Source organism: Mesorhizobium sp. W050 (genome assembly GCF_054719535.1).
Genome location: NZ_JBTTIH010000001.1, coordinates 1,617,179 through 1,642,552, shown reverse-complemented (window position 1 = coordinate 1,642,552; position 25,374 = coordinate 1,617,179). Strand labels below are relative to the sequence as shown.

Below are 25,374 nucleotides of genomic sequence, written 5' to 3'. Positions count from 1 at the left end.
TTTCCGAATGTCCCATGTCCACGACATGATTATGCGCCGCGCCTGCAACCGGCAATGCGGCACTCTGATTGACAAACTATCTGCCGGGGTGTCGGCTGACGCTTCATAGGAAGCCAGCCATGCATCCCAACCCGAGCGAGCGCGACCCCTATAACGGCCTGAGCCGGGCCGAACCGACGCTACCGTCATCGGCCTATTGGGATAGCGAGGCTTACCAGCGCGATCTCGACGCCATCTGGTACAAAAGCTGGCTGCTCGTCTGCCGCGAGGCCGATCTTGCCCAGCCTTTGGCATTCAGGACATTCCGCGTTGGCACACAGGAAATCGTCGTGCTCCGCGACGACACCGGCGAGTTGCGCGCCTTCCACAACACCTGCCGGCATCGCGGCTCGCAGCTTTGCCAGGAAAGCGAGGGCCGGCTGAAAGCGCGGCTCATCACTTGCCCCTACCATGCCTGGTCCTACTCGCTGCGCGGCGATCTCGTGCGCGTTCCCTCGAAATCGCTGCCAGATGGTTTCGACAAGGCAGATCATCCGCTCTACCGGGTGGCGCTGTCGGTATGGCGCGGCTTTGTCTTTGTGAACCTTCAGCAGGCTGCGGCCGGCTCCGCCGGGACCTCCTTCGATCCCGCATCCGGCGACCTCGCCAACTGGCCGCTGGAAACTCTGGTATCAGGCCATGTCCTGCGCAAGGTGATGAACTGCAACTGGAAGATCTTCTGGGAGAACTTCAACGAGTGCCTGCATTGCCCAGGCGTCCACAAGGACCTGTCTCGGCTGGTGCCGATATACGGCCGCGGCCTGATGAGCCGGCACGACGACCCCGACTGGGTCCGCCATGCCGACAATGACGCACCGGAGTTTTCGGGTGGCCTGCGCGCCGGCGCCGAGACCTGGTCGCGCGACGGACATGCCCATGGCCCGGTCTTCCCGGGCCTGACGCCGGCCGAGCGTGCGGCCGGACAGACCTATGCCACCAGCCTGCCCTCGATGTTCATCGTTGGCCATGTCGATTATGTCAGGACGGTGCGACTGATGCCGCTCGGTCCCGAACAGACCGAACTCACCGCCGAGTGGCTGTTCGCGCCCGAGGCGCTGGCTGAGACGGACATCGACAATGTCGTCGCCTTCGGCACCCAGGTGCTGGAGGAGGATGCCGCGATCTGCGAGATCAATCAGAAAGGCCTGCGCTCGATGCGCCACCAGGCCGGCGTGCTAATGCCGGAGGAGTACGATCTGCACCGCTTCCACAACTGGGTGCGCGAGCGGCATGCAGCGCTTGAGGCAACCGCCTGATCGGCGACTAAAGCGACTTCGGCAGATAGCGCCAGGAGATAAAGCCGCAAACCGCGGCCAGAATGCCCAGCGTCACGAACACCGAGCCGAGGCCGAAAAACGCCAGCACCACCGAATAGACCAGCGGCGGCGTCAGCTCGGAAAAGTCGAGATAGGTGCGGTAGACCGCGGCCATCTGCGCCCGCTCATAGGACCGCACCGAGCGCATGAAGGCGGTCGAGCCCAGTGCATCGAGCGCGATGGTGAAGAAGGCGCCGCAGAGCAGGAAAAAGCCCGTAAGCAGCGGCGCGGTAGTGCCGACCGCGCCCGCCGCAAGCAGCGTCGCCGACATCGCGAAATAGGCGAAGGTCATGGTGCGCCGGCCGCCGAAGCGTTTTCCCGCTTTGCCCCAGAAGATCGCCATGAACAACAGCGCATTGCCGGCCGAAACCAGCAGGCCGCCGGCAAGCTTGCCCTCGCCGGTAATCACCATGAACAGCGGCCCGTAGACGAAGAACGTCGTCCAGAAGCAGGAGCGGCCGAAGGCGATCAGCCAGGCCAGCCTGAGCCTGGGTTGTGCTACGAAGCGGCCGATATTGGCCAGCGGATTGGCCGGCCGTGTCTTGCCCGGCCGGATCGACCGGTTGTCGCCCAGCCTGTAGGTCCAGAACAGCGCCAGCAAGGCCAACGCAAACACCGCGACCGCGCCATGCGCGGCATAGATGCCGTAGCGTGTGTAGAGGAAGATGCCGAGTGTCGGCCCGCCGGTCCAGGCCAGCATCGACCACGCCATGCGCAGCGATTCGGCCTGCATGAAATCGGTCTTGCGGATGTGGTCCATGATGTAGAGGTTGAGCGTGATCGACAGGGCGCTCGCCCCCATCACGCGGCACAGCATGCCTGCCAGTTGCCCGGCAAGCGTGTGGGTGACGAAGAACAGCGAGCCCATCGCCAGCAGGCAGGCGCCGGCGGTATAGACCCAGCGCCGGTCAAACCTGCGGATCAGCATCGGCATGAACAAGGTCACCGACAGGCCGAGCAGCGCCACGATGGTGTAGAGGATCGAGACGATCTGCTCGTTGTGCAGAATCTCATAAGCCTGGATCGGGATGACGCTCGACACCGTGGCACGGGCGAAGGATTCGACCGCATAGAGCGAGGCAAAGGTGCGCGCATCCGCCGGACGCAGGGCTGGCAGCCAGATCGGATGGCGCACATGGGTGGACATTTGATCCCCAAATCAGACTCGCAGCCCAAATCTGCGCTGGCGCTTCCTCCGCCGGTAACAGGAAACCGACCCCTTCCCGGCAAAAAGCGAATTCGGCCAAAGGCTTTCCGGCTCTGGCCTAAAGCGCCGCGCGATGCAGCCGCACGGCGCGACCCGGAGCGTAGAGGGCGGCCTTCTTTTGTCCGGTGCAACCGTGATAGTCGTCTTTGGGGCTGAATCAGATCGCGAGACCATGAGCATCCATACCGCACCCCCTGGAGATCAACTGAAGCGAGATCAACCGAAGCGCATCGTCGCCATCGATGTCGTACGCGGCATCGCGCTGATCGCCATGGCGAGCTACCACTTCACCTGGGATCTCGAAAATTTCCACTACACCGATCCCGGCCTCACCGCCGTCGGCTGGTGGAAGATCTATGCGCGCTGCATCGCCTCGACCTTCCTGTTCCTGGTCGGCGTCAGCCTGTTTCTCGCGCATGGCAGGCAGATCCGCTGGACCGGCTTCTGGAAACGTTTTGCCATGGTCGCCGTCGCGGCCGCCGCTATATCGGCGGTCACGTACTTCATCACGCCGGACAGCTTCATCTTCTTCGGCATCCTGCATCAGATCGCGCTGGCCAGCCTGCTCGGCCTTTTGTTCTTGCGGCTGCCGTCCTTGCTGGCGCTTGTCGTGGCGGCGGTGGTGATCGCCGGGCCGATCTATTTCCGATCCGAAGCCTTCGATCATCCGGCGCTGTGGTGGGTCGGCCTGTCGGCGATCAACCCGCGCTCCAACGATTACGTGCCGCTGTTTCCCTGGTTCGGCGCCGTGCTTCTCGGCATCGCCGCGGCAAAGTTTGCGTCCACCACCGGCCTGCTGGCGCGGCTGGCCACGCTGGGATCAGGAAGCTGGACCAGGCCGCTCACCTTCATCGGCCGCCACAGCCTGGCTTTCTATCTGATCCACCAGCCGCTGCTGTTCGGCTGCGTCTGGCTGTTCTCGCAGATCGCGCCGGCGCCGGTCGAGACACGGGAAGTAGTCTTCCTCAAGGAATGCCAGGTATCCTGCGAACAGCAGCGCGACACGGAGTTCTGCACCAGCTATTGTGTGTGCATGCTGGACACGCTGCAAAGCGAAGCGGCATTCGACCGGCTCTACAATGGTGACCAGACCCCGGAGTTCAAAGCGCATCTCGGTGAACTCGCCGGCATCTGCACCGCAAGGACGGAGGAGAGTCCGATGACGCAGGGAGGGCAACAATGACCGACAAGCTCACAAAACCCGGGCTGGCAAAACCCGATCTACCGAGACCACGGCTGATCCCATGGCCGCCGCTGATCTACATCGCCGCCATTGCCATCAGCATCGCGCTCGGCCTGTTCTATCCCCTGCCCTGGATCGGCGACCTCTTGGGCGACCTTTTGTTTGCCGCCGGCTTTGTGGTGCTGTTTGCCGTCGCAGCCCTCTGGTTCACCGCTATCCGCACCATGATCGGGGCCAAAACGACGATGAACCCCAATGGCGTGCCGGATCATCTGGTGACGTCCGGCCCGTTCGGCGTGACTCGCAACCCGATGTATCTGGCCAACACGCTGCTTTTGATCGGCGTCGCCTTCGTCTCGGGGATCGTATGGTTCCTGCCGCTGGCCCTGATCGCGGCTTTTGCAACGCAGAAGGTCGCCATCGAGAGCGAGGAGAAGGTGCTGTTCGCCAAATTCGGCAAGAAGTACCGCGACTATACGAAGCGGGTGCGCCGGTGGATTTGAGGCGGGTGTGATCGCTGGCAGGGTTCGCATGCCTTGGCGACTAGCCGAACGCCCATCTCTTCGTCATCCACGGGCGGAGCAAGGAGCGTAGCGACGCAGCACAGACCCGAGGATCCATGCCGCGACGTACAGCAGTTGCCACGGTCCAGAATTCTGCACCGCTGCACTCCACGGCCAATGTCACGGAATGGATTCTAGGGTCTCCGCGACGGAGCCTCGCTCCTGCTTCGCCCTAGAATGACGAAGTGTGGAAGGGCTCCGCTAATCGCGAACGTTTGCGACGGGCGCGCAAACGCTCGACGATCCGCTCAGGTATTTACCCCCAACTCCACCAGCCGCTCGACGCAAGACTCCTCCGCCTGGTCGAGCTCCGCCAGCGTCTCCTCGAGATCGCGGCGCTTCTGGCGCAAATCCTCGCGCTTTTCCTCGATGCGCTTGATCATCAGGTTGAGTTGACCGACCTCGCCGGGCGGTTCCTTGTACATCTGGATGATTTCGCGGATCTCGTTGATCGAGAAGCCGAGCCGTTTTCCGCGCATGATCTGACGGATCAGATGCCGGTCAGATGGGCGAAACAGCCTTGTGCGGCCCCGCCGGACCGGTTGCACCAGCCCCTCGTCCTCATAGAAGCGCAGCGTCCGCGTCGACACGTCGAATTCGCGGGTCAGTTCGGTGATCGAATAATATTCCCGCATCTTTGCTCCAAATGTCGGAACATCGGAAAACGCCCGGTCGCCCGGGATTTCCAACGCATTCCGATCAACCCCGTTCCAAGCCGGACTCGGCACGAAACCCCGCGCAAGCCTCGCACCACATTTACGTAAAAGTCAATTGAACCCGCAACGCCTCTTTCTCAAGGGATAGCGAACCACCAGGTGGCCAGCCCGAGGAAGGCAAAGAAGCCAACGACGTCGGTGACCGTAGTGACGAAAACCGCCGACGCCACCGCCGGATCGATCTTGAACCGGTCGAGCAATAGCGGGATCAGGATACCGGCAAGGGCTGCCACGAACATATTGATGATCATCGCCGCCGCTATGATGCCGCCCAGATTGGCATCGCGGAACCAGACGGCCGCGACGATGCCGATCAGCACGGCGAAGATGATGCCGTTGATGGAACCCACGCCCATTTCGCGGCGGATGATGCGGCCGGCATTGTAGATGTCGAGATCCCTGGTCGCCAGCGCGCGTACCGTGACGGTCATGGTCTGCGAACCGGCATTGCCGCCCATGCCGGCCACGATCGGCATCAGCACGGCCAGTGCCACGATGTGCTCGATGGTGCGGTCGAACAGGCCGATCACCGACGCCGCCAGGAACGCCGTCAACAGGTTGACCAGCAGCCAGGGCACGCGCGAGCGCGAGGTCGAAAAAATGCTGTCGGACAACTCTTCGTCGCCGACGCCGCCCATGCGCAGCAGATCTTCCTCGGCCTCCTGCTGGATGACGTCGACGACGTCGTCGATGGTCAGCACGCCGACCAGCCGCTCGTTCTCGTCGACGACGGCGGCGGACAGAAGATCGTATTGCTCGAAGTCCCGCGCCGCCTCTTCCTGGTCCATGGTGGCCGGAATGGCGTGCCTCGTCTCGTGCATCACGTCTCCGACCTTGGTCGTGCGCTTGGTGCGCAGGATCTGGTCGAGGTCGATGGCGCCGAGCAACTTGAAGCTTGGATCGATGACGAAGATCTGGCTGAAGCGCTCGGGCAGGTTCTTGTCTTCGCGCATGTAGTCGATGGTCTGGCCTATGGTCCAGAACGGCGGCACGGCGACGAACTCGGTCTGCATGCGGCGACCGGCCGTCTCTTCCGGGTAGTCGAGCGAGCGGCGCAGCCTGATCCGCTCGGTGAACGGCAACTGCGACAGGATCTCGTCCTGGTCTTCCTTTTCAAGGTCTTCGAGAATGTAGACCGCGTCGTCGGAATCGAGGTCCTGCATGCCCTGGGCAATTTGCTCATTGGGCATATTGTCGACGATATCGCGGCGGATCGCCTCGTCGACCTCGGTCAGCGACGAGAAGTCGAAGTCGGCGCCGAGCAGTTCGACAAGGGCGCGACGCTGTTCGGGGTGCAGGGCCTCGAGCAGATCGCCAAGTTCCGACTGGTGCAGGTCGTCGACTTCGCGCTTCAGCGTCAGCGTATCGCGATCGGCGATCGCCGCCCCGATCTGGGCGAGGAATGATGACAGGACGGCGCCGTCCTCGCCATAGATGTCGGCGTGGGCATCGTCAGCGGCTTTGGCGCCGGTCGTGTGGTCGTCCTGGCGTTCCACCAGCGGCTCCCGCCATGGGAATTTCGGAAAAGGTGCCTGTCAGGTCTAGCGCGCAACGCACGGGAATATCAAACGAAATGCGCCCCGCCCTGCATATGGGCGAGAGTGATTTCATCAGGATATGACTCCGCCCAGGCTTCAGCCGGCGCGACAGCACATGTCGCTGGGGAAAGAGCACCCCAGCACGGTTGGGGCAGAATTGTCATGATGCAGGTCCAGGCAAAGGCCGGACCCGCCCAGGCGACAACCAGAACAGCCGGAAGCCCTTGAAGATCAGGTCGCAGACGCAGAAGGCAATCGAGGAACGGCGCGTACGCGTGGTCGTCGCCGAACGCAATCCGCTCGTCATATCGGCCCTGCGCGACATGCTGGACTGCGACGGGCGCTTCGATCTCAGGGCCTGCGTGCAAAGCGGCAGGCATTTTCTGGAATTGGCAGCGGAAGGCGAATTCGACGTCGCCGTTATCGGCTGGAAGCTCTCCGACATGGACGGCGCCGATGTGCTGGCCGAGGTTCACAGCCGCAAGCTCGGCGTGCGCATCGCGGTGTTTTCCAACGACCACGACATCGGCATCCTGAAGCAGTGCGTGCGGCTCGGCGCCCAGGGCTACTGCTTCCAGTTCGACGATCCGGCGATCATCTTCGAGACCATCCTGGCCGTCGCGCATGGCCGCATCTGCATCCCCTACATCGACATCAACAAGGTCAACGACACACCCTTGTCGCTGCTCACCGTGCGCGAGCGCGAGCTGCTGGCGGTGCTGTCCGACGGCTGGACCAATCTGCAGATCGCGACGCGCACCGGGATTTCGGAGAACACGGTGAAATACCACCTCAAGAATCTCTACGACAAGCTCGACGTCCGCAACCGGGCGATGGCCGTCGCGCTCTACGCGCGGGAGAGGCGTACCCAGAAGCAGCCGTTGGGGTAGGCGAGCGACTGGCCGCGGGTAGGTCACCCGGGTAGGCAACCCTCACCCGCGCGCGGCAAGATGTTACCCCTTGAGGTGTTGTTGCCATTAGCCGTCGAGACGAAACTACCCTCACCGCTTTGCTGGATCAGGAGGAGTTCGCGACATGGCCGGTTTCACCCATCTTTTCATTCCCGGACCGACCAACATCCCCGAACAGGTCCGGCAGGCGATGAACCTGCCGATGGAGGACATGCGTGCAGCATCCTTCCCCGATCTCACGCTACCGCTGTTCGAAGACATCAAGACGGTGTTCAAGAACGAGATCGGCCGCGTTTTCATCTACCCCTCCTCCGGCACCGGCGCCTGGGAAGCGGCGATGACCAATGTGCTCAGCCCCGGTGACCGCGTGCTGATGTCGCGCTTCGGCCAGTTCTCGCATCTGTGGGTCGACATGGCCGAACGGCTCGGCTTCGAGGTCGATGTCATCGACTGCGAATGGGGAACCGGCGTGCCGCTCGAGCTCTATGCCGAGCGGCTCAGGGCCGACAAGGCGCACCGCATCAAGGCAGTCTTCTGCACCCAAAACGAGACCGCGACCGGCGTGACCAGCGACGTCGCCGGCTGCCGCGCCGCGCTCGATGACGCCAACCACCCTGCTTTGCTCTTCGTCGACGGCGTCTCGTCGATCGGCTCGATCGACTTTCGCCAGGAGGAATGGGGCGTCGATTGCGCGGTTAGCGGCTCGCAGAAGGGTTTCATGCTGCCCGCCGGCCTCGGTTTCCTCTCCGTCAGCAAGAAGGCGCTGGTCGCCTCGCGGAGCGCCACCCACCGCCGCTGTTTCTTCTCCTTCGAAGATATGATCCGCGCCAACGATGCCGGCTACTTCCCCTATACGCCGGCTACGCAGCTGCTGCGCGGCCTGCGCGCCTCGCTCGACCTGATCGCCGAGGAAGGGCTGGAAAACATCTTCGCCCGCCACCATCGCCTCGCCGAAGGCGTGCGCAAGGCGGTCGACGCCTGGGGCCTGAAGCTCTGCGCCAAGACGCCTATATGGCACTCCGACACCGTCAGCGCCATCCTGGTGCCGGACGGCGTCGACAGCGGCGATGTGGTCAAGCGCGCCTACCAGAAATACCAGACCGCGCTCGGCGGCGGCCTCAACAAGGTGATCGGCAAGGTCTTCCGCATCGGCCATCTCGGCTGGCTGAACGAGGTGATGGTGCTGGCCTCGCTCTCGGCCGCCGAAATGGCGCTGCTCGACTGCGGCGTACGGCTGGCGCCCGGCTCCGGCGTCGGCGCCGCCATCCAGCACTTCCGCGCCTCGGCCGCCGTGCCGGTCGCCGAAGCCGCCTGAGGAGCCGACAATGAGCCACACCATCAACCACCTCAAGAAATTACGGCTGCAGCGCAGCGAGCTGGCGGTTCCAGGCTCCAGCCCGGAAATGATCGACAAGGCGGCCAACAGCGCCGCCGACTTCATCTTCCTCGACATCGAGGATGCGGTCGCCCCGCCCGACAAGGAACGCGCCCGCAAGAACATCATCCAGGCGCTCAACGACATCGACTGGCGCGCCAAGGGCAAGACCGTCTCGGTGCGCATCAACGGCCTCGACACGCACTACATGTACCGCGACGTGGTTGACGTCATGGAGCAGGCCGGTGACCGGCTGGACACCATTTTGGTGCCGAAGGTCGGCGTGCCGGCCGACCTCTACATGGTCGAGGCCATGGTCAACCAGATCGAGATGGCAAAGGGTTTCAGGACCCGCGTCGGCCTCGAAGCGCTGATCGAGACCGCGCTCGGCATGGCCAATGTCGAGGCGATTGCCGCGACACCCGGCCGGCTGGAAGCCATGCATTTCGGCGTCGCCGACTATGCGGCAAGCTGCAAGGCGCGCACGGTCAAGATTGGCGGCCTCAACCCCGACTATCCCGGCGATCAGTGGCATTTCGCTCTGTCGCGCATGACCGTCGCCTGCCGCGCCTATGGCTTGCGCGCCATTGACGGGCCGTTCGGCGACTTCTCCGATCCGGAGGGCTACATCGCTGGCGCCAGGCGCGCGGCGGCGCTGGGCATCGAAGGCAAGTGGGCGATCCACCCCTCGCAGATCGCGCTTGCCAACGACGTCTTCTCTCCACCGGAAAAAGAGGTCACCCGCGCCCGGCGCATCCTCGAAGTGCTGAAGGAGGCGGAGGCGCAGGGCAAGGGAGCGGCCGCACTCGACGGCAAGATGATCGACGCAGCGTCGGAACGCATGGCGCGCAATGTTCTGGTGGTCAACGAGGCAATCGAACGGGCCAGCCAATTCTCTAGCGAGCCGCGCGTCGCCACGCATTGACTGTTCAGGGAGGACAAAATGGACATCCACGAATATCAGGCCAAGGAACTGCTGGCACGCCACGGCGTGCATGTGCCGCGCGGCGGGCTGGCCTACAGCCCCGAGCAGGCGACCTACAGGGCCCGCGAGATCGGCGGCGCCAAATGGGTGCTGAAGGCGCAGGTGCATTCCGGCGCCCGCGGCAAGGCCGGCGGCATCAAACTGTGCGCCAATGACGAGGAGATTTCCAGCGCGGCCGAGGGCATGCTCGGCCGCAAGCTGGTGACACAGCAGACCGACCCGCGCGGCAAGCTGATTTCGCGCCTCTATCTCGAGGAAGCCGTCGACATAGCGCAGGAGCTCTATGTCGGCTTCGTGCTCGACCGCAAGGAAGAGCGCGTCATGATCGTGGCGTCCGCTGCCGGCGGCATGGAGATCGAGGACATCGTCGAGAAGGCACCGAACTCCATCCTGCGCACATCGGTCGATCCCGGCGTCGGCATGCAGCGTTTCCAGGCGCGCGAGATCGCCTTCGGGCTCGGCCTCGACCACAATCTGATCGGCAAGGCGACCGAAACCATCTTCGCCTGCTATCAGGTGTTCCGCGACTACGACGCCTCGATGCTGGAGATCAATCCGCTGGTGGTGACCCGCGACGGCAATCTGATCGCGCTCGACGCCAAAATGTCGTTCGACGAGAACGCGTTGTTCCGCCGGCCGGAAATCTCCGAGCTGCGCGACAAAAGCCAGGAAGATCCGCGCGAAACTTTTGCCAGCGACCGTGGCCTCTCCTATGTCGGCCTCGACGGCAACATCGGCTGCATCATCAATGGCGCAGGGCTCGCCATGGCGACCATGGACATGATCAAGATCGCCGGCGGCGAACCGGCCAACTTCCTCGACATCGGTGGCGGCGCCTCGCCCGAGCGGGTGGCGAAATCCTTCCGCGCCGTGCTCGGCGACAAGAATGTCGAGACCATCCTGGTCAACATCTTTGCCGGCATCAACCGCTGCGACTGGGTCGCCGAAGGCGTCATCAAGGCGATCCGCGAGGTCGGCGTCAACGTGCCGCTGGTGGTCCGTCTCTCCGGCACCAGGGCCGAGGAAGGCCGCCGCATCCTGGCTGATTCCGGCGAGGCGGTGATCGTTGCCGGCACGCTTGCAGAAGCCGCCGAAAAAGCCGTCGCCGCATGGCGCTCGGCCACCAAGAAAAAAGCAGCCTAGAGCCGGATGATTTCAGGTCGAATCGACCTGAAATCTGAATCCGTCTCTAAAATCAAATAGATGGAGCATGATGTCGTCCGAAAACCGCTTCACACTTTTCGGCATCATGCTCTAGGGAGGTCGAGAAAATGGCAATCCTGCTCAACCGCAGCACCCGCGTCATCGTCCAGGGGTTCACCGGCAAGATCGGCAGCTTCCATGCCGACGACATGAAACGCTATGGCACCAAGCTGGTCGGCGGCGTCACCCCCGGCAAAGGCGGCCAGAAGCATCTCGGCCTGCCTGTCTTCAACACGGTCAAGGGCGCGGTGCGCGAGACCCGCGCCGAGGCCAGCATCGTCTTCGTGCCGCCGCCCTTTGCCGCCGATTCGATCATGGAAGCGGCGGACGCCGGCATTAAACTCTGCGTCTGCATCACCGACGGCATCCCGTCGCAGGACATGATGCAGGTCAAGCGCTACATGCTGCGCTACCGCTACGAGGACCGCATGCGGCTGATCGGCCCGAACTGCGCCGGCGTCATCACGCCCGGACAGGCGCTGATGGGCATCATGCCCGGCAGCATCTACCTCCCCGGCCGCGTCGGCATTGTCGGCCGCTCGGGAACCCTGGGCTACGAGGCGGCGTCGCAGATGAAGTCGCTCGGCATCGGCGTCTCGACCAGCGTCGGCATCGGCGGCGACCCGATCAACGGCTCCTCCTTCAAGGACGTGCTGAAACTGTTCGAACAGGATGACGACACCGACGCCGTGGTGATGATCGGCGAGATCGGCGGACCGCAGGAAGCCGAAGCCGCGATCTGGGCGCGCGACAACATGAGGAAGCCGCTCATCGCGTACATCGCCGGCCTCTCCGCCCCCAAAGGCCGCCGCATGGGCCACGCCGGCGCCATCATCTCGGCCTTCGGCGAATCGGCGCAGGAAAAGGTCGAGATTCTAAAGGACGCCGGGGTGATCATCGTGCCGACGCCATCGTCGTTTGGTGAGGTGGTTGCAGAGACGCTGTCACGTAGGAAGAAGGCCGCCTGAACAGCGGCCTTCGCGTTCGACCGCGCCTCATGCCGCCTTGTCGGCTGCCGGCTTCGCGACCTTGGTGCGGGTGGCGCTGCGGCGGCCGTCGACGCTGACCGGAACGTCGCCGTCGACCGTGGCGCGACGCACCACCCGGTGCTGGTCGCCATAGTCGTTGACGGCGTAGTGCTGCGTCGCGCGGTTGTCCCAGATCGCCACATCGCCGGCCTTCCAGCGCCAGCGCACGGTGTTCTCCGGCGCGGTGACATAGGACTGGAAAACCTCGTAAAGCTTCGCCGAATCGCTTTTGGAAAGGCCGATCAGCCGTTGCACGAAATTGCCGAGCAGCAGCGAGCGCTCGCCTGTTTCGGGATGGACGCGGACAACGGGATGCTCGGTCTCGTAGATCGTCGAGGTGAAGATTTCCTCGAAGTGCTTCTTTTCCGCGGCGCTCGCACGCGGCCGCACCGCGGCGTAATCGTAGGCGTTGCTGTGCACCGCCCAGAGATTGTCGGCCAGCAGCTTCAACGGCTCGGGCAGGTCCTGATAGGCGGCCGCGGTGTTCGACCAGATGGTGTCGCCGCCGGCCGGCGGTATGACGACGCCGCGAAGAACGGAGAATTTCGGATAGGCGTCGACGAAGGTGACATCGGTATGCCATTGGTCGGCGCGACCGCCGCCACGGCTGGAATCGAGTTCGAGAATGGACGCCGTTCCCTTGACGGGACCTTGGGTCGGATGCGGGACGAGGTCGCCGAGACGCTGGGCAAAGCGCTCCTGCTCGGCATCGTCGAGATGCGCCTGGTCGCGGAAGAACACCACCTTGTGCCGCAACAGGATCTGGTTGATCGCCGCGACCGTCTGCTGCGGCAGGTCGCCGGAGAGCCGAATGTTCCTGATCTCTGCGCCGACGCGTCCGGTAAGCGGGACAATATCGGCATCCGGGATGATCTGCTCTACGGGGGTAAGTCTGGTCATGGGAACCTCTTCCTCTAAAGCCGCGGGCTGGTGGCAATGCTCCGCCGTCTGCCGGCCGCATAGCGATCGGCGGAGCAACTCCCTCATCGGGAGCCGACTTGCTTGGCAACGAGAGCACTGATCTCAACTCAGGAGGCGAAGGCCGCCAAGGCTTGCGAGCAGTACCGAGATCCCATTCAAAGCGTAATTCTACAAATTCCATAGACATTTCTTTTCAAAGTTCGGCGGCCCTGAGAAAAATGCCTTCTGTCCAATTCGTTCGTGAGCGGCAGGCGGTGGAGCGCTGCGCGACGCGGCCCGCACCAGTAGTGACGCTGTCGTATCCCCTTCGATATTGGAGATGGCGGGTGAATTGCATGCCTGATATTGATGGCTTCCACGCATCACGCAGGCGCCGAGATGACAGACTCCGATAAGGCTGACGCTGTCGAGCAATTGCTCGATACGCCTGACCTCGCCACCGCGCTGGAAAGCGACCAGTTCAAGAAATTTCTCGACCAGATGCCGATCGCGATCGCCGTCTCGGAATTGATCGCGAAGGAACGTGTCGTCTACGCCAATCCCGAATTCGAGAAGCTCTCGGACCTCAAGGCGCCGAAGCTTGCGCGGGAAAACTGGGCGGCCCTTTCCGGCAGGGGGCTTCATCGGCAGAAGGACAGGCCGCTCGCCGAGGCTGTCGTTGAAGACACCGATTTCGTCGGCACGTTTCGCCTCGAGCGCGGCGAGGACAAGCCGGCAATCGTCGACGTTTATTCCAACGTTATCGAGGACGACAACGGCAAGCTCTGCTTCCGGCTGGTGGCGCTTGTCGACGTCACGGCACACGGTGAGACCGAGGACGCGCGACCCGCGGAGGAGCTCATCCGGGAGAAGGACACCCTGTTGCGCGAACTGCAGCATCGGGTGAAAAACAATCTGCAGATGATCACCGCTTTGATCCGGATGGAAACCCGCAACGCCACCGAACCGGACCAGAAGCGTTTCGAAAGGCTTGCCGGCCGGGTAGACGCATTGGCAATCCTCTACCAGACATTGTCGGCTGACCAGCAGAAGGATGAGGTGGATCTTGGCGTGTACCTTAGCCAGATCGCGTCCGCCGTCATGGCGTCGCACGCAGTCGAAGGTATCCGCCTCGACCTTAAGGTGGATACCTATCCGGTATCCATCAACGTTGCCATGCCGACAGGCCTGGTCGTCAATGAGTTGCTGACCAACGCTCTCAAACATGCATTCGTCGGGCGCGATGGCGGCACGATCACGCTGCACAGCGTCGTCAGCGGCGATGGTTGCCGGGTGACTGTCGCCGATGATGGGATCGGTCTGCCGACGGGTGAGACCTGGCCCAGGCCAGGCAAGCTCGGCTCCTTGATCGCGCGGTCGCTGACCGAAAATGCCAAGGCGCAATTCGACGTCAAGTCGAGTGCCGGCGAGGGAACCAGGGTCACCATCGTCTTCAAGCGATCGGCGGCGACGGACTGAGGCTATGCGACGGCGCGCCGGCAAATCCCGGCCGGACAGGTGCTTCGGGCGCTCGCGGGTGTGGCCTTAAGTCGCAAACGATTTGGCTGCAGAAGCGGGGCGCCGGGCTTCTTTGACGGTGCTATCAGCACCATATGTGGTCCACAGCCCTCCAAAACGAGAGAAGCTCGCTCCGACCGGTCGCATCGCGGCCGTCAGCCGGCAATGGCTATGAACCAGGAAACTGAAAACCATCATGCGTGAAAATATCAGACCAGCGTCGAGAGACGTCCCCCTCATTCAGCTAGGCCTGCACCAGTGCCGCTTCCCGGTGAGCGAAGACCGGTCGGTACCCGGTGGTTACCGGTTTTGTGCCGGGCCGACGTCGCCGGATCGCGTCTACTGCGATCACCACCACACCGTCGTGACGGCCGTTGACCCTCGTCGAGCCCGTCCGGGTCTCCATTTCCCGCAACGACGCGCCGCTTAGGTCAACCACATCCCCTGCCCCGCCACCGGCAAAGCCGGGGACTCAGGTGCAGGAGGCTGGCCGGTGCGAGCCAAGCGGCGTTCGCGTGCGGCTCTGCGACCTCTTGTTGCAACTCTGCTGCGGCCGGTTCAAGCGCCAAAGGCGATGATTTGGCGTCGACGGCCTGAGAAGTCGCAATGATTTCAATGGCCGAAAAATTATGGTGCGGTCGAGAAGACTCGAACTTCCACGGGTTGCCCCACAGCGACCTCAACGCTGCGCGTCTACCAATTCCGCCACGACCGCCCGTGGTAGGAGCCGGAACGAACCGGCTCGCGGCGTGTAGCAAATCGTTTCCGGCGAAACAAGGGCGCGGCGCGCAATAATCGCCGCGAATTGGCATATCGGCCTCTACAGCGCCGCGCGTCCTGTGAGACGCGCAACGACGCTGCAGCACTTTGATTTGGCGCATGATCCTTTCCGAAGATCGTTCCTATCTTCGGGGTCGTGCGCGAAGGCCGAAATGCGTGGCGAACTGGACGTTTCAGCCGGATACCGCCATATGAAGGGCAAATGCATTTGGCCCCAGAGCGCAAGGCGGTTTCGCCAAGCCGGCGTGCATCACGCGAAAAACGAAAAAGCCATGACCGAACGCAGCCAGATCGCCACGTCGTTCCTGCCCTTGCCGGGTTCGACGCCGGTCGAATGGCGCATCGAGCCCGGCCTGACCGGCTACACCGATGCGCTGGCCCTGATGGAAGCGCGCGCCGAGGCGATCCGCGCGGGTGCAGCCGCCGAGATGGTCTGGCTGGTCGAGCATCCGCCGCTTTACACCGCCGGCACCAGCGCCCGCATCGAGGACCTGATCGACCCCGACCGTTTCCCGGTCTTTGCCGCCGGACGCGGCGGCGAATACACCTATCACGGGCCGGGGCAGCGGGTTGCCTATGTCATGCTTGACCTGAAGCGCCGGCGTGAGGATGTGCGCGCCTTCGTCGCCGCGCTCGAGCAGTGGATCATCGGCACGCTTGCCGCCTTCAATGTACGCGGCGAACGCCGCGAGGACCGCGTCGGCGTCTGGGTGGTGCGGCCCGAGCGCCCGTCCCTGCCCGACGGCTCGCCGGCTGAAGACAAGATCGCGGCCATCGGCATCCGGCTGCGGCGCTGGGTGAGCTTTCATGGCATCGCCGTCAATGTCGAGCCGGATCTCAGCCATTTCAGCGGCATCGTGCCATGCGGCGTGCCGGATCACGGCGTCACCAGCCTCGTCGACCTCGGCCTGCCCGTGACCATGGGCGATTTCGACATGGCGCTGAAATCCGCCTTCGAGGATGTTTTCGGGGCAGCGGAGTCAACTTCTGCAGAACCGGCTCGCAAGGCCGGCTGAGTCTCGCCTCGACCAACGCTCAAAGCAACCGCGCCGAGGCCCACAACAACCCGAAACCGTGAATGGCGAAGACGGCCAGCAGCGCGCCGGCCATGGCGAAACGGTCGAAGATGCGGATCGGCTTCAATTCGTGGCGCGGTTTTACCCCGCTACCCACTGTCATCAGGCTGAGGATGGCAAAGACGGCGCCTGCCACCAGCAGAAAGCTTTGGGAAAAGCCGGCCAGCCAGCCAAGCCACAGCAAGGCCGAGAGCAGGGAAAACGAGGCGAGCGCCAGGGCGACCGGCCCCGGGCAGATCTGGCGCAGCACCTGACCGCCGTCGAATTTCCACACCGGCACCAGATTGGCGATGTTGAACAGCGCGGCAAAGCCGGCAAGCGTCGCCAGAAGGGCCGCGGCGAGCCGATGTCCCTCGCCGGATGCGAGCCCGCTGGCGACGATCAGCAGCGGTACCAGGAACGCGGAAAAACCAGCGCCCATCAGCGCCACGAAGGCGACCTCGAAGCGGCTGTCATAAGGCCGGCCGCCAATGGCGATGCCGCCGAGCAGCGGGATAAAGATCATCCGCGCCTTGCGATGACCGGTTAGCCGAAAGGCCGCCATGTGGCCGAGCTCATGCAGGGCAACCACCGAGGTCAGGATCGCGGCCAGCGCCAGGCCGCCGAGATTGAGCCCGAAGAACGGCCAAAGGATGAAAGCCGACAGAACGGCGAAACCGACCTGGCTCAGCGGATGCTCGAACCAGCCGCCCTTGCGATACTGTCCGGTCCTCGCCCAGATCTCCAGCTTGCCGAGCTCGCGGCGCATGGCGAAGTAGCGGAACACCAGGAAGGCGACGCCGCGATAGCGATCGGTCTGACTGAGCGTCACCCGCGTGCCGACACCTTCCGAGGTGAGTTCAGTGGTCTCATAAAAATCCTTCCAGAACGACGCGTCGAGCGCGGTATCCTCGATGACCCGCATCGAAAAACGACTGCCTTCGACGACGTCCTCGAAGCGCGACCTGCGCTCGATCGGCTGGCCGTCCCGGCCTTCCCACGACAGCAGGATGCGGGCCGTGCCGTGCCCGTCCAGCGGCTGGGCCGAGAGTATCTCGCCGGACCAGCCGGCATCGCTGCCGAGCGGCCACAGCGCCTGCCAGAGGCGCTGCCGGTCCATTGCGACCACGCGGCTGAGCCTCACCGTGCGCAAACCGAGCGGCGCGGTCATCAAAAGGAAAATCAATCCGAGATTACCGGCCACGAGAAGAGCCGTCACGATCGGCGACACCTAAGGTTTTGCTCCCTGTATTTGGCAGGGCACCCTAGCGGCACGGCGGCAAGAAAGGCTTAACGGCACAACGCCCTCCTGCCCGCCTAAAACACTGCGGCGAACAGCAGTTGCATCACATGGCGCCGATCCAGACGGCCATGGAAACCAGAAACGCACTCATGCACACCAACGAAACGACGTCCTGAACAAGATCGCTCATAACTCTCTCCTGTTGTTGCTATGTTCGTATTTTGTTCTAACTTTGTTCGAAAGTCAATGAGCGGAAAGCGGCATGCCGACGAATCCTGACAGCCGGTTTGGGCAGGGTTAAGGAAAAGTTGACGGGGTGACGGCAGTGCTGACGGAGAGCGCATCGCATGCCTTTGCGATCGGCCGACACGCACCAATCACTTCGTCATCCTAGGGCGGAGCAAGGAGCGCAGCGACGCGGCGCAGACGCTAGGATGACGAAGTTGGGGCCTACAACGGAACGACCTTGCCGTCCGCCAGCGTCACCCGCCGGTCCATGCGCGAGGCGAGTTCGTGATTGTGGGTGGCGATCAGCGCGGCAAGGCCGGACTGCTTGACCAGCGCGCCGAGCGCCTCGAACACATAGGACGCGGTGACCGGGTCGAGATTTCCGGTCGGCTCGTCGGCCAAAAGCAGCAAGGGCGCGTTGGCGACGGCACGGGCGATGGCGACGCGCTGCTGTTCGCCGCCGGACAGCTCCGACGGCCGGTGCGACGCGCGCTTGCCGATCTGCATATAGTCGAGCAGCTGTGCTGCGCGCTCCGACGACTCCTTGCGCGAAAGCCCTTTGATCAGCTGCGGCATCATGATGTTTTCCAGCGCCGAAAACTCCGGCAGCAGATGATGGAACTGATAGACGAAGCCGACATCGTTGCGGCGGATTGCCGTGCGTTCGTCGTCGGAGAGCCGTCCGCAGGCGCGGCCGGCCAGAATGACGTCACCGGCATCGGGGCGCTCGAGCAGGCCCGCGGTGTGCAGCAGCGTCGACTTGCCGGTGCCCGACGGCGCCACCAGCGCCACCATCTCGCCGCGCTTCAGCGAAAAGTCGGTGCCGTTCAAAATGGTGAGCTTGCGCGGCCCCTGGACATAGTGCCGCTCGACGCTCTTCAGCTCGATAATGATCTCGGACTTCATTCGTATCTCAAGGCCTCGACCGGATCGAGCCGTGCGGCGCGCCAGGCCGGAAACACCGTTGCTAGGAAGGACAGGCCGAGCGCCATCAGGATGACATAGGTGGTCTCGCGCGGGTCCATCTTTGCCGGCAGCTGGCTGAGGAAATAGAGCTCCGGGTTGAACAGCACCTTGCCGGTCATCCAGGAGAAGAACTGGCGGATGGATTCGATGTTGGTGCAGATGAGCACCCCGAGCAGCACGCCGGCCAGCGTGCCGGTGACGCCGATCGCAGCACCCGTCATCAGGAAGATGCGCAGGATGGCGCCGCGCGAGGCGCCCATCGTGCGCAGGATGGCGATGTCGTGGCCCTTGTCCTTCACCAGCATGATCAGGCCGGAGATGATGTTGAGCGCCGCCACCAGCACGATCAGCGTCAGGATCATGAACATGACGTTGCGCTCGACCTGCAGCGCCGAAAAGAAGGTCTCGTTGCGCTGGCGCCAGTCGACCATGTCGATCGGCCGTTGCGCCGCCGCATCGACCAGCGGTTTCAGCGCGTCGACATTATCGGGATTTTCGACATAGATCTCGATCGTCTGCGCCCTGCCGTCCATGTTGAAATAGAGCTGCGCTTCGGAAAACGGCATGTAGACGATGGAGCTGTCATACTCCGACATGCCGACCTCGAAGATCGCCGCCACCTTGTAGCCCTTCAGCCGCGGCGTCGTGCCCATCGGCGTCACATCGCCGTCCGGCGAGATCAGCGTGATGGTGTCGCCGAGCACAAGGCCGAGATTCTCCGCCATGCGCTTGCCGATGGCGACGCCATCGCCGGAGTCGAAGCCGTCAAGCGTGCCTTGCTTGACGTTTTGGGCGACGATGGCGATCTTGCCGAGGTCTTCGGCCCTGATACCGCGCACCAGCGCGCCCATGCCGCCGCCGACATTGCCTTGCGCCAGCACCTGGCCGTCGATCAGCGGTATCGCGTATTTGACGCCGGCCACGCCGTTGATGCGGGCTGCGACCTGCGCATAATCCTCAAGCGGCGAATCCAGCGGCTGCACGATCAGATGGCCGTTGACGCCGAGGATGCGGGTCAGAAGTTCGGCTCGAAACCCGTTCATGACAGCCATGACGACGATCAGCGTGGCGACGCCCAGCATGATGCCGAGGAAGGAGATCGAGGCGATGACCGAGATCACCGTCTCCTTGCGGCGCGACCGCAAATAACGCCAGGCGACCATGCGTTCGAACATGGAGAACGGGCCGGCGACCGGAGACTTGGTGACCGGAGACTTGGCTACCGAAGACTTCGCTGCCGCGGCTTCGCTCATGCGGTTGCACCGAAGCGTTTCCTGGCCTCCGCGACCGGCAGCGTCTCGCGCTCGCCGGTCCGGCGGTTCTTGATCTCGATCTCGCCGGCGGCCACGCCGCGCGGCCCGACGATCACCTGCCAGGGCAGGCCGATCAGGTCTGCGGTGGCGAACTTGCCGCCCGGCCGCTGGTCGGTGTCGTCGTAAAGCACATCCTTGCCGGCGCCGGTGAAGGCGGCGTAGAGCTCGCCGCAGACGCGGTCGCACTCGGCGTCGCCGGCCTTCATGTTGATCAGGCCGATGTCGAACGGCGTCACCGCTTCCGGCCAGATGATGCCGTTATCGTCATGGCTGGCCTCGATGATCGCCGCCACCAGCCGCGACGGACCGATACCGTAGGAGCCGCCGGAAACGAAATGATCCTTGCCGTCGGGCCCGGTCACCTTGGCGCCCATGGGCTTGGAATATTTGTCGCCGAAATGGAAGATGTGGCCGACCTCGATGCCGCGTGCCGAGACCCGGTCGGCTTCGCCAAGCTTGTCCCAGGCCGCCTCGTCATGCATCTCGTCGGTGGCGGCGTAAGGCGTCGTCCACGTCTTGACGATGTCGGCGATCTCGCCGTCATTGCCGAAGTCGGTTTTCTCGCCGGGCACCTGCAGCGACAGATATTCGCGGTCGCAATAGACCTGGCTCTCGCCGGTGTCGGCCAGGATGATGAATTCATGGCTGAGATCGCCGCCGATCGGCCCGGTGTCGGCCCGCATCGGAATGGCCTGCAGCCCCATGCGCGTGAACGTCCTGAGATAGGATACGAACATGCGGTTATAGGCGGCCTTCGCGCCCTCGAAATCGAGGTCGAAGGAATAGGCATCCTTCATCAGGAATTCGCGCGAGCGCATAACGCCGAAGCGCGGCCGCACCTCGTCGCGGAACTTCCACTGGATGTGGTAGAGGTTTAGCGGCAAGTCCTTGTAGGACTTGACGTAGGCGCGCACGATCTCGGTGACCACTTCCTCATTGGTCGGACCGTAAAGCATGTCGCGGTCCTGCCGGTCCTTGATGCGCAGCATCTCCTTGCCGTAATCGTCATAGCGGCCGCTTTCGCGCCACAGATCGGCCGACTGGATGGTCGGCATCAGGATTTCCAGAGCGCCGGCGCGGTTCTGCTCCTCGCGGATGATGCGGCAGACCTTGTCGAGCACCAGCTTGCCTAGCGGCAGCCAGGAAAAGCTGCCCTGCCCCTGCTGGCGGATCATGCCGGCACGCAGCATCAGCCGGTGCGAGACGATCTCGGCCTCGCGCGGATTTTCTTTCAGGATGGGCAGGAAAAACTGCGACAAACGCATGGACAGGTCCGTGAGAGAGGAGGCTGCGGAATCGGCGCGGCTGGCTTGCTTGCCCCGGCTTCATAGCTATTTCGTGACGGAATGGAAACCCGACCGGCCGCATCGGTCCGAAATCGCAAAAATCAATTCTTCTTCCAAAGACCTTCGCACCGAAAACGATAATGCTTTTGATGCAAAATGATGACCCGGACTCCGAAGTGCTCACACACGCTTTGCGCGTCCGGGCGACGCGGCACACCTGACCAGATTAAGGCGGCAGCCCCGGTGTTGTTCGTTTCGCAAGCAAAGCCTGCCGCACTATTGTGCACTGCAGCACAGATTGCCCGATTGCGGGCAAAATTCTGCGTGACAATTTCATCAGGGTTAGGCTAGTGTGCCCCGATAACCGAGAGGGTGGAGAAAAATCTGCTCTCCTACGCGGTCAAAGTCTTGGGAGGATGCGATCTAGGCGCGGTTACCCGCTGCCGCCGGAAACCGGAAAACAGATCGGAACGCGTTTAAATTGCAAGGCCTTGTGCCTTGCATTTTTTTTGCCCGATCATCTGGTTAGATCAACCTGTTCCCAAATCACGTGAGCTTGCGTCAGCCTGACACCAAGGCGTGATTCTAATGCGGGTGGGCCATGCCTGGCCGCCTATTGCGCATCGCAGGCTGGCGAGACAAAATCTGAGTTTGGCGCTCCGAAACAAACACAAACATCCCAGCCGATCTGCCGGCGGGAAAGTGGTTAGTTAGCCGGGTGCCTGGCTGGCTTCGGGGATGATGTGCGGGACTTCGTCGAGGCTGTAGCCCAGCCCGTGCGTCAGGCTGTAGAAAACCCCCATGACGACAGCCGTGACGATAGTGGTGCGGATCACGGCGCGCAGCATATGCGGTCCGCGCGGCGCGCTCGCAACCGTGCCCAGCGTCACGTCATGGTCGTCATCCTGCGTCTTGACGCTGAACGGCAGCACGATGAACAGCATCAGCCACCAGGTGATGAAGAACAGCGCGGCAAACGAAATCCAGCTCATGCCTGCTCCAGTTCGACCAGCGTGCCGAAGAAATCCTTGGGATGCAGGAACAGCACCGGCTTGCCGTGGGCGCCGGTTTTGGGATTGCCGTCGCCCAGCACGCGGGCGCCGCTCGCTTTGAGGTGATCGCGCGCGACAAGGATGTCGTCGACCTCGTAGCAGACATGATGCATGCCACCCGAGGGGTTCTTCGCCAGAAAGGCCGCGATCGGCGACCGTTCGCCCAGCGGCTCCAGGAGTTCGATCTTGGTGTTGCCGACATCGACGAACACCACCGTCACGCCATGCTCGGGCAAAGCCTGCGGCGCAGTCACCCGCGCGCCAAGTGTATCGCGATAGGCCGCAATCGCCGCGGCCAGGTCCGGTACGGCAAGTGCTACATGGTTCAGGCGTCCCAGCATGAAGTGCTCCACAAGTTAAGGGAGTAGGGAATAGGCAGCAGGCAGTAGTGATACATCCGCATTTTTCTCCACTGCCTACCGCCTACTGCCTATTCCCTCACCTCGTCACAAACACCGTCACCAGCGGCTTCTTGCCCCAGGCTTCGTTGGCGGCGCCGCGCACGGCGCGGCGCACCGCTTCCTGCACCAGATCGAGGTCCTTGCGGCGCTGGCGAGGGATCGAGTCAACCGCGCCGACGGCCGCGTCGAGCATCAGATCTTCCATGTTTTCGCCACGGGCATCGGCCTCGGCGACGCCGATGGCGACCAGATCGGGATCGCCGGCGAGCTCATATTTGTCGTCGAGCACGACATTGACCGCGACATGGCCGGCAAAGGATAGCTTCCGCCGGTCGCGTATGCCCATCGCCTGGTCGGTGCCGATCAGCCTGCCGTCCTTGTAGATGCGGCCGAACGGCACCTGGTCGATGATCGTGGCCGGACCCGGCGCCAGCCGCAGCATGTCGCCGTCGCGCACTTGCGCCACCTGGCCGATGCCCGACGTCGACATCAGCGACCCTTGCGCCACCAGATGCGCGGCTTCGCCGTGCACGGGAACGCCGATCTGCGGCCGCACCCATTCATACATCCTGCGCAATTCGCTGCGGCGGGGATGGCCGGAGACATGCACAAGCGCGTCGCCATCCTCGATGATCTTGATGCCGAGGTCGATGAGGCGGTTCTTGATCTCGAGGATCGCCTTCTCGTTGCCGGGAATGGTGCGTGAGGAAAACACCACCGTGTCGCCGGCCGTCAGCGACACCGATTTCATCTCGTCGCGCGACAGTTTTGCCAGTGCCGCCAGCGCCTCGCCCTGGCTGCCGGTGCAGATGATGACCAGGTTCTCGCGCGGGATGAAGCCGAAATCCTCCTCGGCGATGAACTCCGGCAGCCCGTCCATGTAGCCGAGTTCGCCGGCGACATCGATGACCCGCTTCAGCGAGCGGCCGAGCACCAGGCACTGGCGGCCGGCATCGCGCGCCGCCTTGGCGATGGAGACGATGCGTCCGACATTGGAGGAGAAGGTGGTGACGGCGACACGGCCGACAGCGCTCTGGATGACGCCCCTGAGGCCTTCGCCCACCGCCACTTCCGACGGCGATTCGCCTTCGCGCAGCGCATTGGTGGAATCGCAGATCAGCGCCAGCACACCCTTGTCGCCATAGGCGCGAAACCGCGCCTCGTCGGTTTTCGGACCGATCGTCGGTTCCGGATCGATCTTCCAGTCGCCGGTATGGATGACGGTGCCGGCCGGCGAGGTGATCGCCAGCGACATCGGCTCGGGGATCGAGTGCGCCACCGGAATGGCCTCGATCGAGAACGGGCCGACAGTGAATGTTTCGCCTGCCCGGTAGATCGTCACCGGAATTTTCTTCGGCGCGCCCTGCTCGCCCTGGCGCTTGGCGTCCAGCAGTCCGGCGCTGAACGGTGTCATCCACACCGGCGCCTTCAGCTTCGGCCAGATGTCGAGCAGCGCCCCGTAATGGTCTTCATGCGCGTGGGTGATGATGATGCCGCGCAGGCCGGCGAGGTTCTCCTCGATGAAGCGCGTATCGGGCAGGATCAGGTCGACGCCAGGATGCGCCGCATCGGGAAAAGTCACGCCGACATCGACGACGATCCACTCGCGCGCGCTAGGCGGCCCATAGCCGTAAAGGGCGAAGTTCATGCCGATCTCGCCGACGCCGCCGAGCGGCACGAAGACGAGTTCGGCGTTTTGCGCTTTCGCCATCAATTTTCCCTTCCCGGCCCTTGCGACCAGCTCTAAATCTTTGCCGACGCGACGGCGCCGAAATGCACGTCGCCGGCGGCTACCGTCACGACCGACCCCTCATCATCGCGGATCACGAAACGGCAGTCCGCGTCAATGGTCTCGAAGGTACCGCGCACCACATTCCCGTCAATCCTGACAGCAACCTCGCCGCCAAGCCCCGCCGCGCGCGATAGCCAGCGACGCCGGATGGCGTCGAGCCCGCGTCCGTCATCCCACAGCCGGGCATTGTCGGTCCAGGCATCAGACAGCGCCAAGAACAGCGTTTCGGCGTCGCATGTCGCGCCCAGCGCCTGAAGCGATGTCGCCGGATACGGCAAATCCGGCGGATGCGCCACCACATTGACGCCGATGCCCACCGCCACCGCGAAACGGCCGCCATCGAGAATGGCCGATTCCAGCAGGATGCCGGCCAGCTTGGCGCCGGAGGCCAGCACATCGTTCGGCCATTTCAGCTCGAAGCGATTCTGCCCCTGGCTGGCGCCGTCGAGGCCGATAGCGATCCTGCCCTTCGGCACCACGGCGTCGAGCGCATCGGCCAGCGACAGGCCGGCGACGAAGCCCAGCGTCGCCGCCAGACGCAACTCACCGCCGGTGATGACCAGCAATGTCGCCGCCAGATTGCCCTCGGGCGATACCCAGGCCCTGCCGCGGCGGCCACGGCCGCTTTCCTGCTTCTTGGAAACGACCCACAATTTGCCGGGATCGCCTGCCCTTGCATGGTCCAGCGCCAGCGTGTTGGTGGAACCCACGCTGTCATGGGCCTCGAGCCGGAACCCTTCCGTCTCAGAGGTCGGAGCCAGCCGAAATGCCATCCG

General features: G+C 63.4%; 23 protein-coding genes and 1 tRNA gene. 11 read left to right on the top strand and 13 right to left on the bottom strand.

Features of this window, described 5'->3' with window-relative positions; translation table 11 throughout:
* Positions 1-119: 119 nt before the first annotated feature.
* Positions 120-1,295, top strand: a complete 1,176-nt coding sequence (locus ACYG9Y_RS07845; protein ID WP_023733794.1) for an aromatic ring-hydroxylating oxygenase subunit alpha — start codon at positions 120-122, stop codon at positions 1,293-1,295.
* Between the two features lie 7 nt (positions 1,296-1,302).
* On the opposite strand, the gene ACYG9Y_RS07840 is transcribed toward ACYG9Y_RS07845, so the two are convergent.
* Entirely contained in the window at positions 1,303-2,502 is a 1,200-nt protein-coding gene (locus ACYG9Y_RS07840) for an MFS transporter (protein WP_023733795.1), read from the bottom strand.
* A 232-nt stretch (positions 2,503-2,734) separates the two neighbouring features.
* Here ACYG9Y_RS07840 and ACYG9Y_RS07835 point away from each other — a divergent pair, with 232 nt between their 5' ends.
* Both ACYG9Y_RS07835 and ACYG9Y_RS07830 read left to right on the top strand, forming a co-directional pair.
* Positions 2,735-3,745 carry a heparan-alpha-glucosaminide N-acetyltransferase gene (locus ACYG9Y_RS07835; protein WP_023733796.1) on the top strand — a complete coding sequence of 337 codons (1,011 nt, stop codon included), beginning with the start codon at positions 2,735-2,737 and terminating at the stop codon, positions 3,743-3,745.
* Positions 3,742-4,248 carry a methyltransferase family protein gene (locus tag ACYG9Y_RS07830; RefSeq protein WP_031244029.1) on the top strand — a complete coding sequence of 169 codons (507 nt, stop codon included), beginning with the start codon at positions 3,742-3,744 and terminating at the stop codon, positions 4,246-4,248. The genes ACYG9Y_RS07835 and ACYG9Y_RS07830 overlap by 4 nt, the downstream gene beginning before the upstream one ends.
* Positions 4,249-4,556: 308 nt before the next feature.
* On the opposite strand, the gene ACYG9Y_RS07825 is transcribed toward ACYG9Y_RS07830, so the two are convergent.
* Together ACYG9Y_RS07825 and mgtE are read right to left on the bottom strand one after the other, a co-directional pair.
* Positions 4,557-4,943, bottom strand: coding sequence for a MerR family transcriptional regulator (locus tag ACYG9Y_RS07825; protein ID WP_023685221.1), 387 nt, complete (start codon positions 4,941-4,943; stop codon positions 4,557-4,559).
* A 158-nt stretch (positions 4,944-5,101) separates the two neighbouring features.
* A complete protein-coding gene (mgtE, locus tag ACYG9Y_RS07820) occupies positions 5,102-6,520 on the bottom strand; it encodes a magnesium transporter (protein ID WP_023739127.1) in 1,419 nt (472 codons plus the stop codon).
* Between the two features lie 266 nt (positions 6,521-6,786).
* Between mgtE and ACYG9Y_RS07815 the strand changes: the two genes are divergently transcribed.
* The 5 genes from ACYG9Y_RS07815 (at position 6,787) to sucD (ending at position 12,004) form a co-directional block, all read left to right on the top strand.
* Complete coding sequence (locus ACYG9Y_RS07815) at positions 6,787-7,452, top strand: response regulator transcription factor (RefSeq protein WP_023739128.1); 666 nt, start codon at positions 6,787-6,789, stop codon at positions 7,450-7,452.
* Between the two features lie 145 nt (positions 7,453-7,597).
* Positions 7,598-8,788: an aminotransferase class V-fold PLP-dependent enzyme gene (locus ACYG9Y_RS07810; RefSeq protein ID WP_023739129.1), complete on the top strand. Its 1,191-nt coding sequence runs from the start codon at positions 7,598-7,600 to the stop codon at positions 8,786-8,788.
* Between the two features lie 10 nt (positions 8,789-8,798).
* Positions 8,799-9,773 (top strand): HpcH/HpaI aldolase/citrate lyase family protein, encoded by a 975-nt coding sequence (locus tag ACYG9Y_RS07805; protein ID WP_023739130.1) that lies wholly within the window; start codon positions 8,799-8,801, stop codon positions 9,771-9,773.
* Positions 9,774-9,791: 18 nt separating this feature from the next.
* Positions 9,792-10,976: a malate--CoA ligase subunit beta gene (locus ACYG9Y_RS07800; protein ID WP_023739131.1), complete on the top strand. Its 1,185-nt coding sequence runs from the start codon at positions 9,792-9,794 to the stop codon at positions 10,974-10,976.
* A gap of 128 nt (positions 10,977-11,104) precedes the next feature.
* Positions 11,105-12,004, top strand: a complete 900-nt coding sequence (gene sucD / locus ACYG9Y_RS07795) for a succinate--CoA ligase subunit alpha (RefSeq protein WP_023739132.1) — start codon at positions 11,105-11,107, stop codon at positions 12,002-12,004.
* A 27-nt stretch (positions 12,005-12,031) separates the two neighbouring features.
* Here the strand turns inward: sucD and ACYG9Y_RS07790 are convergent, their stop codons facing one another.
* A complete protein-coding gene (locus ACYG9Y_RS07790) occupies positions 12,032-12,964 on the bottom strand; it encodes a TauD/TfdA dioxygenase family protein (RefSeq protein ID WP_023739133.1) in 933 nt (310 codons plus the stop codon).
* A gap of 399 nt (positions 12,965-13,363) precedes the next feature.
* Between ACYG9Y_RS07790 and ACYG9Y_RS07785 the strand changes: the two genes are divergently transcribed.
* Complete coding sequence (locus ACYG9Y_RS07785; protein ID WP_023685214.1) at positions 13,364-14,443, top strand: sensor histidine kinase; 1,080 nt, start codon at positions 13,364-13,366, stop codon at positions 14,441-14,443.
* A gap of 235 nt (positions 14,444-14,678) precedes the next feature.
* Positions 14,679-14,912, top strand: a complete 234-nt coding sequence (locus ACYG9Y_RS07780) for a GcrA family cell cycle regulator (RefSeq protein WP_081726058.1) — start codon at positions 14,679-14,681, stop codon at positions 14,910-14,912.
* Between the two features lie 200 nt (positions 14,913-15,112).
* Here ACYG9Y_RS07780 and ACYG9Y_RS07775 read toward each other — a convergent pair.
* A tRNA-Leu gene (locus tag ACYG9Y_RS07775) sits at positions 15,113-15,197 on the bottom strand.
* Positions 15,198-15,534: 337 nt separating this feature from the next.
* Between ACYG9Y_RS07775 and lipB the strand changes: the two genes are divergently transcribed.
* The gene (gene lipB, locus ACYG9Y_RS07770; RefSeq protein WP_023739134.1) at positions 15,535-16,278 is read left to right on the top strand and encodes a lipoyl(octanoyl) transferase LipB; all 744 of its coding nucleotides are present in this window, start codon (positions 15,535-15,537) and stop codon (positions 16,276-16,278) included.
* Positions 16,279-16,297: 19 nt separating this feature from the next.
* Here lipB and ACYG9Y_RS07765 read toward each other — a convergent pair whose 3' ends face one another.
* The 8 genes from ACYG9Y_RS07765 to ACYG9Y_RS07730 form a co-directional block, all read right to left on the bottom strand.
* Positions 16,298-17,548, bottom strand: coding sequence for a peptidase M50 (locus ACYG9Y_RS07765; RefSeq protein WP_023739135.1), 1,251 nt, complete (start codon positions 17,546-17,548; stop codon positions 16,298-16,300).
* Between the two features lie 462 nt (positions 17,549-18,010).
* Entirely contained in the window at positions 18,011-18,694 is a 684-nt protein-coding gene (locus tag ACYG9Y_RS07760; RefSeq protein WP_023739136.1) for an ABC transporter ATP-binding protein, read from the bottom strand.
* Positions 18,691-20,007, bottom strand: a complete 1,317-nt coding sequence (locus ACYG9Y_RS07755) for a lipoprotein-releasing ABC transporter permease subunit (protein WP_023739137.1) — start codon at positions 20,005-20,007, stop codon at positions 18,691-18,693. Before ACYG9Y_RS07755 ends, ACYG9Y_RS07760 begins: the two co-directional genes overlap by 4 nt.
* Positions 20,004-21,332 carry a proline--tRNA ligase gene (gene proS, locus ACYG9Y_RS07750; RefSeq protein ID WP_023735912.1) on the bottom strand — a complete coding sequence of 443 codons (1,329 nt, stop codon included), beginning with the start codon at positions 21,330-21,332 and terminating at the stop codon, positions 20,004-20,006. The genes ACYG9Y_RS07755 and proS overlap by 4 nt, the downstream gene beginning before the upstream one ends.
* A 731-nt stretch (positions 21,333-22,063) precedes the next feature.
* Positions 22,064-22,345, bottom strand: coding sequence for a DUF1467 family protein (locus tag ACYG9Y_RS07745; protein WP_023739139.1), 282 nt, complete (start codon positions 22,343-22,345; stop codon positions 22,064-22,066).
* Positions 22,342-22,746 carry a methylmalonyl-CoA epimerase gene (gene mce / locus ACYG9Y_RS07740; protein ID WP_023739140.1) on the bottom strand — a complete coding sequence of 135 codons (405 nt, stop codon included), beginning with the start codon at positions 22,744-22,746 and terminating at the stop codon, positions 22,342-22,344. Before mce ends, ACYG9Y_RS07745 begins: the two co-directional genes overlap by 4 nt.
* A gap of 97 nt (positions 22,747-22,843) precedes the next feature.
* The gene (locus ACYG9Y_RS07735; protein WP_023739141.1) at positions 22,844-24,517 is read right to left on the bottom strand and encodes a ribonuclease J; all 1,674 of its coding nucleotides are present in this window, start codon (positions 24,515-24,517) and stop codon (positions 22,844-22,846) included.
* 32 nt (positions 24,518-24,549) lie between these two features.
* Positions 24,550-25,371, bottom strand: coding sequence for a biotin--[acetyl-CoA-carboxylase] ligase (locus ACYG9Y_RS07730; RefSeq protein ID WP_023709242.1), 822 nt, complete (start codon positions 25,369-25,371; stop codon positions 24,550-24,552).
* Positions 25,372-25,374 lie beyond the last annotated feature (3 nt).